This is a genomic window from Muriicola sp., assembly GCF_049669965.1.
In the GTDB taxonomy this organism is placed as follows: domain Bacteria; phylum Bacteroidota; class Bacteroidia; order Flavobacteriales; family Flavobacteriaceae; genus Muriicola.
Window position 1 is genome coordinate 1 of record NZ_JBATLB010000272.1, and the last position, 10,265, is coordinate 10,265.

Sequence of the window (10,265 nt, forward strand, 5' to 3'; positions counted from 1 at the left end):
TTTGAAAAAATGAATGTAGTTTATTAGGGTTTAAATAATTTCCAATAAACAATTTAAATTTCCTAATTTGGAACAATCTAAATACTGACCGTCCATTCAACCACTATACCTATGAATCTTTTCAGAACTAAATTACAGATCACACTATTGCTGTGTGCCTGTTCAACATTGCTATTAGGACAAACCACTGTTACCGGAACAATTACGGATGGAAGTACGCAGGAAGTACTTGCCGATGTCAATATTATTGTGGTTGGAACCTCCCAGGGCACTATTACAGGCAGAGACGGGAAATACTCTATAACCGTAGAACAAACGCCTCCCTTTACCTTAACCTTTTCTTATTTAGGTTTTAGAACAGAAGAAGTTGTAGTAAATGAAAATACCACAACCGTCGACCTCACTTTGCAGAGAGAATCAATGTTTGGACAGGAAACTGTGGTCTCCGCTTCACGCCTAAGACAACGCATTCTCAAGTCGCCGGTGAGTATCGAAAAAATGAACATCAAATACATCCAGCAGACACCCACCGCAGATTATTATGACGCCTTAGCAAACATGAAGGGGGTACAGGTTACCAATTCCGGCTTAAATTTAACCTCCGTAAATACACGTGGCTTTGCCGATGCCATTAATTCCCGTTTTGTGCAAATTGTAGACGGTATGGACACTGCAGATCCTACCTTAAATGCCAACCTGGGCTCTATACTGGGATTGGGTGAACTAGATATAGAAAGCCTTGAATTGTTGCCTGGTGCAGCCTCTGCCTTATATGGTCCTAATGCTTTTAATGGACTTATGATCATGAAGAGTAAAAGTCCTTTTGATTATCAAGGATTAAGCGTGATGACCAGGGTAGGATTTACCAATTCCAACGCAGGAGGTTCCAACCCTATGGGGATTTACAGTTTGCGTTATGCCAAGGCCTTTAATGATAAAATAGCCTTTAAAGTAAACTTTTACTATCTGGGAGCCGAAGACTGGACCGCTAACGACTACACCACCGATCGAAATAATCCGGATTCAACAACCGACTTAAGCAATGACCCCAATTTTGATGGTCTTAACCTTTATGGTGATGAAATTCCGCTTCCTGTCAATTCTTTCGGAATTGGCACCATCAGACGAACCGGTATACAGGAAGAAACACTGCTCGATAATAATGATGCACGTACGCAGAAGGCAGATGTGGCGATTCATTACAAGATCAAACAAGATATGGAGCTCATTGGTCTCTATCGCTACGCAGGAGGCCGCAGTGTAGGTCAAGGCCTAACTAGACTTGCCTATAGAGATTTTTCTACCCAATTTGCTAAACTCGAATTAAAAAGTGATAATTTTTTTGTCAGGAGTTATATTAGTTTGAGTGATGTTGATGATACCTATGATATTGGCACTTTAGGAACTTTAGTAAATGAACGATTTAATCCGTCACAGCGTCCGGACGGCAGTGGTTGGATCGAGGATTATGTATTAGCTAATCTCGGTGCTATTCCAGGAGTAACTCCAAATGACCCGTCTGCCGCCAGGACGTATGCAGACCGTTTTATGATTGATCCTATTACCGGAGAATACGTACCATCATTCCAGGACGTGGTGAGTGAAATTAGATCTATAGATTATCAGGGAAATCCTCCGGGAGCTTCATTATTTCAAGATTCTTATATATGGAACTCCGAACTTTATTATAATTTTAAAACCATTGACTGGGCAAAAATTATAGTAGGGGGCAACTTCCGCCAATTTAACCTGTTTAGCAAGGCCACCACTTTTGATGAAGCTCCCGTTGACCCTGATAACCCAGAAAGAATTTTAACCAATAATTATGGAGTTTACACACAGATATCCAAAAACATCGCGGAGAAATTAGAAGTAGCAGCGTCTATCAGATATGATAACATGCTTGACTTTGAAGGGCGCTTTACGCCTCGTTTATCTATGGTGTATTCCCCTGACCGAAACAATAACATCCGGGTTAATTACCAGACTGGTTTTCGTTTTCCGGATATGATTGCGCAGTTTATCTATTTTCCTACACCTAATGGAATTCTTCTTGGCGGGGTGCCTTCCATTGCTTCACGATATAACGTTTATAATGGAGGGTCCTGGACGCAGGCTTCTTATAATGATTTTATAACCCAGGGAGGCACCTTAGATCCAACAACAGGAGCTGTCCTAACCAATCCAGGTAATGTTACCCTTGAAACGCTTGACACACCGTACGTAAAGCCAGAAGAATTAACGTCATTTGAAATAGGATATAATAGCATCATTGGTGGCAATTTATTGGTTGACTTGAATTACTACCACACCTCCTATACCAACTTTCTAGGAAATGTAAGCGCCATAAACAAAGTTTCAACGGCGCACCAGGGACAACAAGTTGACGCAGGAACACTATGGCTGCTAAATGCGAATTCACCCTCAAAAGTAACATCGGATGGATTTGGATTGAGCCTAACCTATAATTTGCCAAATAATTTTGTGCTTACAGGGAATTACACCTATACAACCTTCTCAGGAGATCAACCTGCAGGTTTCCTTACGCAATTTAACACCCCAAAAAATCGCTATAATCTGGGTCTTGCAAATAGTGAAGTGACTAAAAATTTAGGATTTAATGTCAATGTAAGCTACCAGGATTCTTTCTTATGGGAATCTCAATTTGGAGTTGGAAACATACCTTCCTATGCGGTAGTAAATGCACAGGTAAATTACACCCTGCCTTCACTTAAAACCATTGTTAAACTTGGCGGCACCAACATTGGCGGAAGCGATTACCGCACCAATTTAGGCTCGTCCTTTGTTGGACAAGTATATTATGTGTCCCTGATATTTGATGAGTTGCTTAACTAGATGAATACCAAAGAAATTTGGGCTTTAAAGTAGTTATGGATTTTTAGTCGCCTAAAGACCAAACCACAACTAGTGTGCTAGGCCTGTCTGCAGATAGGCCAACTATACCTCTTCCTTGGTTGTGACTTACTCAAAAATCCGGATTGAATGGAGGAAAGTTCGCAGAGGCCATATGAGTCGTATTTTGGGCATAAACCTCTTGGACAATCTTGTATAGATCTGGTATTACCTTCCTGGCGAGCCTGGAATTACTGTTTAACAGCACACAGATCCCAAGATCGGCTTCAGGATAGACGGCAATTTCATTTCTGTAATTATTTACGCTTCCCCCATGATGCCAAATGGTTTTTTCCTGCGTTGAGGAATCTTCAACAAATTTATGTATCCGCCATCCGAAACCATAGGCAGAAGATACGTGTCCGTCCCAACGCTGATAATATTTACTGCGCCCCTTAATTTCAATAGCCGGCCTAAACGCTTCTTGTATGGATGCCAAACTCATGATCTCCGGGTTATGCCCCAGAATAAACCGCATCCATTTTCCCATATCTTCAGCACTGGCACTAATACCACCAGCCGCTATGGCATTGTAATAGTGATCATTCAACTTTTTGGGCCTCCAACCGAAACGAGACTTATAATGGGGCATGGCCACATTTACAGCGTGTCCCAAAGTTTCGTAATCCATGGTGGTAGAGCACATTTGTAAGGGCTTAAAAAATTTATTTTCCAGCGATGTTGCAATACCCTGCCCGGTTGCCTTGTAAATCATTTCACCGGAAAGTGCAAACAGTGCATTCTGATAACTGTAAAGCGTTCCTGGTGCGCTAATTGGATGTACTTCTTTAAAACGTTCTGCTATTGTAGATAAGGGTAAACCTGCTTCTACCAGATTGGTAAAACTGTGATAAGGCGCCCCGGAGGTATGCGATAATATATGGGCCAGGGTCACCTTTTCCGTATTTGTACGATCTCCCAACTGAAAATCAGGAATATAGGTGCTTACCTTATCTTCCCTGCGAAGGGCACCTTCTTGTATGATTTTAGCTGCAAGTATACCCGTAAATCCTTTTGATAATGAACCAAGCCTAAAGATGGTTTGACCATCTACCTCCTTGTCCATGTTACTGTTTCTTTTTCCGAAGCCCTGAGAGATCACAATTGAATCTCCCCGTACGATGCTAACACCCGCTCCTACTATGTCTCCCGCAGCAATGGCCTTCTTAAAATAGGTTTTGACAGCGGCTTCTAATTCCTGCTGTTGCCAATGATACAGGGCCTCCTCTTTGGGGTCTATGGGCACCTTTTTAGGATTCCTACTAGCCACTGAGTTTTGTACTCCTGAATTGGTTTCAGGCTCACTAAAGCTAATGGTGAGGCCCAATAATATACCCAGAAGTATGGATGGTAGTATGAAGTTTTTAAAACGATGCATTCGTAGGTTACCTTATTAAGTTGGGGTGCCTGAGGGTGAAAAATACAAAGACACTTTTAAATAACCGTTTTAATCTGTAATTATTATGTATTTTCATCAGAATCAGTGTATTTCATTTTGAGATACGCCATTACATGTATCTGAACATCCCTTTAAATACCCATAATTCGATCCTTAATCTTTGATAGAGAGCAGAAAAGATAATTCAGTATCTTGGCGGAGAAACTAGGAACAAATACAATCGCCAATCAACTTCTTTTGTAATTCATATAAAATTGTCTGAAAATTATATCCCTTCTAAAAACACAACTCTAAAATGTACTCTTGAATAGAACAATCATCTTAGCCAGCTGTATAGTCAGTTTCTTTAGTAGTTATGCATTCTCCCAGGAAAGAGAGCTTAGGACCAACGAAAGATTAATTCTGGGTACCCATAAAGAGCGTACCGCCTCTATTTCCAGTGGAGATATTGACGGGGATGGCGATATAGATGTGCTGGTCGCCAATGGCAGACACTGGCCCGGACAGAACAGGATCTTTACCAATGATGGAAGAGGAATCTTTACGGTCGAAAAAGATTTGGGTGACCTAAGGGAAACAACCTATGCCACAGAATTGGCGGATCTGGATAACGATGGAGATCTAGACGTAGCCGTTGGAAATGATATGGCCCCTAATACCTTGTTCCTGAACGATGGGCAAGGGAATTTTACCAGCAATGGGACTTTTGGCGAGGCCTATGCCCCTACTCGTAACATTACCCTGGCAGACCTTAATAAAGATGGATTTATTGATATACTCATCACCAATAGAGGGCGTGCCAACGAAATTTGTCTGAATGATGGCAACGGTAATTTTTCGAGAACCATCAACTTTGGGAGCACAAACGATTCAACCATTGATGTGGAAGTGGCAGATATGGATAATGATGGGGATCACGATCTGATTTTAGCCAACAGAGACGAACAACCTAACTACGTGTATCTCAATGATGGTGCCTTAGGATTTAATGAGAAAATAGCCTTTGGAACAGGAAAAGACAATACGCGTTCCATAGGAGTTGGGGATCTCAATAATGATGGATGGGCCGATATTGTTACCGCAAATATTGGCCAACCCAATGTTATCTATTTTGGTAATTCAGCAAATCCCTTTACCGAATTTGTCATTTTCGATAGCACAGATGCCGACAGCTATGCTGTGGCTTTGGCCGATCTAAATGGAGATGCCACGGTAGATATTATTATCGGAAATTCTGAAAGTCCCAATCTGGTGTTTTTTAATGAAGAAAATGGTGCCAAATGGACAGAGAATGTGTTGGAGGAAGAATCCTTTGATACCTACGATATCATTGCTGCCGATTTAAATAATGATGGTTTCCCTGATATTATTGAGGCAAACTCTGACGAGATCAACCGCTATTACCTAAACCGAAAGAAAAGATAAGCCTAACCCATAAATCCAATTAAATATGCAAAATTTGAAATCAATGCAAGTACGAAATATGCATTACCTTGTTTATGCACTGTTCTTCCTTTTTCTAACAGCCTGTCAGCAACCTAAGGATCAATCTGCAACCTTACTCATTTATGGCGGGAATATTTATACAGTAGACACTACACAGGTCACGGTAGAAGCAGTAGCCGTGAAGGACAACCTCATTATTTTTGCCGGAGATCTCACGGAAGCCGAGCAATACAAAAACGACCAGACGCAACTCATAGATTTAGAAGGCAAGACCATGACGCCCGGTTTAATAGAAGGCCACGGTCATTTCATGGGATTGGGATACAATGAAATGAATCTCGATCTGATGAATACCACCAGTTATCAGGAAATAGTAGATGCAGTAGCGGAAAAAGTAAAGACAGCAGCGCCCGGGGAGTGGATCACCGGGAGGGGTTGGCATCAGAGTAAATGGACAGAAATGCCTGCCGTAACGGTGAATGGTTTTCAAACACACGATCTGCTTAGTGAAGTGTCACCGGATAATCCGGTGTATTTGAGACATGCCAGCGGCCATGCAGGTTTTGCCAATGCAAAGGCTATGGAAATAGCAGGTATTCAGGTATTGGCGAAAGAGGGAATTGATAAATTTGAAATAACAGGCGGGGAAGTTATGAGGGACCCGCTGGGAAGACCTACGGGAGTCTTCAATGAGCGGGCCCAAACTCTTATCACGAAGCACATTCCGGAGAGCACCCCTGAAAAAGATATTAAAGCATTTGAACTGGCCGTAGCTGCCTGTCATAAGAATGGAATTACAGGTTTCCATGATGCCGGCATCGGGAGAGAGACCATTGCACTTTACCAGGAAATGAAGGCTCAAAATAAAATGAACCTCCGTCTGTATTGCATGCTAACTGGTTGGGATAAAGAATTGCTCAATGAATGGTATTCAAAAGGCCCTATGGTAGATCCAGACCATTTAATGACCATCCGTTCCGTAAAATTAAACTGTGATGGCGCCCTGGGTTCCAGAGGGGCATGGCTGTTGGAATCGTATTCAGACAGACCCGGACACTTTGGTCATGAAACGCTCCCTATGGACTTTGTGGAAGAGACAGCATTAAGTGGACTTAAAAATGGTTTTCAGGTATGTTCACACGCCATTGGTGACCGGGCCAATAAAGAAATTTTAGATCGGTACGAAGCTGCTTTTACGCAGTTACCTCAGTTGGCAACCAACTCCAGGTTTCGCATAGAGCACGCCCAGCATCTACATCCGGATGATATTCCTCGCTTTGCCAAATTAAAAGTGATCCCTGCCATGCAGGCGGTACACTTGTCATCAGACAGACCCTGGGCCATTGACAGGTTGGGTGAACAACGCATTAAAGAAGGTGCCTATATGTGGCAGTCACTGTTGCAAAGCGGTATTCCCATCGTGAACGGCACAGACGTCCCTGTAGAGCCGCTGAACCCAATTGCGAGTCTGTATGCCAGTGTAAGCAGAAAGACCTTAAAAGGAACGCCCGAAGGCGGCTATGAACCGGCAGAGAAGATGACGAGGGAACAGGCTCTGAGATCATACACCCTGGATGCAGCCTATGGTGCCTTTGAAGAAGACATCAAAGGGTCTATCACCGTAGGTAAACTTGCAGATTTTACCATCTACGACCAGGACCTGATGACCGTTGCCGAAGAAGAGCTATTGAATACAGAAATAGCCATGACTATTTTTAACGGGAAAGTAGTTTATAACAAGAAAGATTGAAACGTCGTTTTGAAATACCCCTGTAAATTGGCAAATATGTATTTCACCACTGCCTTTCACCTTGTAATAAATTCTTTGTGGAAACAGCAAGTGCTTGCTATGTAATTCGTTTAATATTCTTTTTAAAGTAGGACGCACCCATACTTGCTGGTATACTGGTAAAACCGGAATATTTTTTATATATTTAAAGGACTACGCTGATAAACATCTGCCTATGTCTGCATACGAAATTGAAATAATATTGAGCAGACAGTTGGCAGATTGCCTAACCGTTCCGGTTTTTTTAGTTAATCCCGAAGGAACCCTTATTTTTTACAACGAACCCGCCGAAGTTATTTTGGGCCAAAAATTCCAGGATACAGGGCCTATGCCAGTTGGCGATTGGGGCACTTCATTTTTTCCGCATGATGAGGAAGGTAATAGTTTACCTCCGGAGGAACTACCGCTGGTTCAAACCTTGCAACATAGGCTACCGGCGCACAAGACGTTTTGGATCAAAGCCCTCAATGGCAAGTCCACTCAAATATCAGTAACCTCTATTCCAATCATAGGGCGTTCTAAGAAATTTTCAGGAGCCATGGCCATCTTTTGGGATAACGAAGTCATAGGATGAAGGTAAAACTACACGGAACCCGCGGAGCATATCCAACCTCCTCGGCAAATAACCAGATCTTAGGAGGGAATACCTCTTGTATTGAGGTGATCAATGGAAAAGAACGGATCATTGTAGACGCAGGTACCGGAATTTTAGGAATTGATTTTAGTACCTTTTACACCACTGACCGCATCGATATCTTACTGACCCATTTACACATGGACCATATACAGGGGCTGGCCTTTTGCAAACCCTTGTTCAACCCCAATAAAGAAGTACATATCTGGGGTCCAGGCGGCAGTCCCGAATCACTTACAACCCGATTGAATCGATTTTTATCGCCCCCTCTTTTTCCGATCCCGCTGCGGGATTTACCTTCTAAGCTTATTGTTGAGGAATTACCCAATACAACATTTACCCTTGGAAATTTTACGATAACTACAGAATATATAAGTCATCCGGGGCCCACGGTAGGTTTTCGTATTCAATGTGGGAATAAGACACTGGCCTACCTCCCAGACCATGAGCCTGTGATCGGGAGGTCACACCTTTTTCCTGAAGATGAATGGGTATCGGGATTCAGATTGGCTCATCAGGCAGATCTCCTTATACACGACTCCCAATACAGCAAAAATGAATATTTAGAAAAAGTTGGATGGGGCCATTGCTCTCTGGATATTGCAGCCGAGTTCTGTGCCAGGACAGAGGCCAAACACCTGTTGTTGTTCCACCATGATCCGGCTCATTCAGACGAGGAGAGAACCCGTATGTTTACAAATTTTATGGGAACGGCGGATTATAATTTTCCAATCGAGCTGGCTGTGCAAGGACAAGAGATAGAAGTATAAATGGTCGCTTGAGTACGCACGCTTTTGTTCTTAAATTCCAAATAACATAATTCAAATTCCAATATTGATAGTTGCTATCTCCGGCTTAGCGCGCAGACAGGCGAGGTACGAGGTAAAAGGACGAGACAAGAGGCACGAAGTTGGAGGTAGGAGGTTTCTAATACGCGCCTCGCACCTCACAATTCCCATGCTATTTAATAGACTTTATATGGGCAAATATGGATACTCCGTTGATGATAGTTTCCACAGGATTATCAAGCATTTTTACTCCTTTTACATGATTGAACTCGCCATCTGGGGATATGGCTATAATGTTGTAGAATATACGATCATCTTTGATGGCTCTTAAATGAACAATATTGCCCGATTTACTTACACCCTTAATAGGTAATATTTCACCTTCCTGGGTTATAGCTTTTATATCTATTAACGTACCATTGTTATCAATGGCTTTAACCGGATAATATCGTTCCCCATTCTTAATGATCAATTTAACAGGCAATCGTTGATCTTGTATAAATGCCTTCACATCCAATAAACTGATGTCATCGCCATATTGGATGGCTAGTACATCATGCAGTTTCCCATCTTTGTCAATAGCCTTTACATCCAAAAGTTTTTCAGCCATTTTGTAAGCTTTAATTTCCCATAGTGTTTCGGTTTGCTGCACCGTTTCGGATTCAGAAAATTCAGAATTGGGTTGATCCGCAATTTGTGCACTACCATAAAAAGCCCATGACAAAAAAAGAAGCAATACTACTTTGGATCTTGTTAGCTGCTGATTTCGTTTGGCATTCCTCATGACTGTTGTTTATGAGCCCTAAATGTATCAATTAACCAACCTCAGAAACATGATAAAGATCACTTAAACAAAATTCCACAGGCTTTGGTTTCACCAGAACGTAGATGAGCCTGGGAAGAAAGACAAGGGATAAGGTTTACGGTATCAGGAATATTCTTAAAAATCTTTTTAGTAATATTATTTCCGGAGGTTCAAATGGAACCTCCTATCTGGATTGGATATTTAGTTCCCCTGTTGGCGGGCGCGTCACGCTTGTTACCTACCCCAACCACCCCAATTTATTAAATTGCAAAAACCAAAATCCAAATTCCAATACTCAGATGTGCTTTTTTCATTTTTGGGATTTGGAATTTGTGATTTGAGATTTGGTACTTTCTATTATCCGAGCCAACTCTCCCTATCCAAACTCCTGTGTTTTACAGCCTCGGTTATACACCCGAATGCGTAAGTCTGAAATACGAAATTCAGGCCTTCTGCAAATCCCTTGTATAAAACCAACCCTGTTATTGTAT

Annotated in this window: 7 protein-coding genes; 5 read left to right on the top strand and 2 right to left on the bottom strand. The window is 42.0% G+C overall.

Going from position 1 to position 10,265, the window contains the following annotated elements:
• Positions 1–111 precede the first annotated feature (111 nt).
• Positions 112–2,856, top strand: coding sequence for a TonB-dependent receptor (locus WBM49_RS13550; RefSeq protein WP_424372582.1), 2,745 nt, complete (start codon positions 112–114; stop codon positions 2,854–2,856).
• Between the two features lie 130 nt (positions 2,857–2,986).
• Here WBM49_RS13550 and WBM49_RS13555 read toward each other — a convergent pair whose 3' ends face one another.
• The gene (locus tag WBM49_RS13555) at positions 2,987–4,291 is read right to left on the bottom strand and encodes a serine hydrolase domain-containing protein (RefSeq protein ID WP_424372583.1); all 1,305 of its coding nucleotides are present in this window, start codon (positions 4,289–4,291) and stop codon (positions 2,987–2,989) included.
• Between the two features lie 324 nt (positions 4,292–4,615).
• Between WBM49_RS13555 and WBM49_RS13560 the strand changes: the two genes are divergently transcribed.
• From WBM49_RS13560 to WBM49_RS13575, 4 genes are all read left to right on the top strand, one after another.
• The gene (locus tag WBM49_RS13560) at positions 4,616–5,737 is read left to right on the top strand and encodes an FG-GAP repeat domain-containing protein (RefSeq protein ID WP_424372584.1); all 1,122 of its coding nucleotides are present in this window, start codon (positions 4,616–4,618) and stop codon (positions 5,735–5,737) included.
• Between the two features lie 43 nt (positions 5,738–5,780).
• Positions 5,781–7,508 (top strand): amidohydrolase, encoded by a 1,728-nt coding sequence (locus WBM49_RS13565; RefSeq protein WP_424372585.1) that lies wholly within the window; start codon positions 5,781–5,783, stop codon positions 7,506–7,508.
• Positions 7,509–7,722: 214 nt separating this feature from the next.
• Positions 7,723–8,121, top strand: a complete 399-nt coding sequence (locus WBM49_RS13570) for a hypothetical protein (RefSeq protein ID WP_424372586.1) — start codon at positions 7,723–7,725, stop codon at positions 8,119–8,121.
• Positions 8,118–8,951, top strand: coding sequence for an MBL fold metallo-hydrolase (locus tag WBM49_RS13575; protein WP_424372587.1), 834 nt, complete (start codon positions 8,118–8,120; stop codon positions 8,949–8,951). Before WBM49_RS13570 ends, WBM49_RS13575 begins: the two co-directional genes overlap by 4 nt.
• A 190-nt stretch (positions 8,952–9,141) precedes the next feature.
• On the opposite strand, the gene WBM49_RS13580 is transcribed toward WBM49_RS13575, so the two are convergent.
• Positions 9,142–9,753: a DUF7486 family protein gene (locus WBM49_RS13580; RefSeq protein WP_424372588.1), complete on the bottom strand. Its 612-nt coding sequence runs from the start codon at positions 9,751–9,753 to the stop codon at positions 9,142–9,144.
• Positions 9,754–10,265 lie beyond the last annotated feature (512 nt).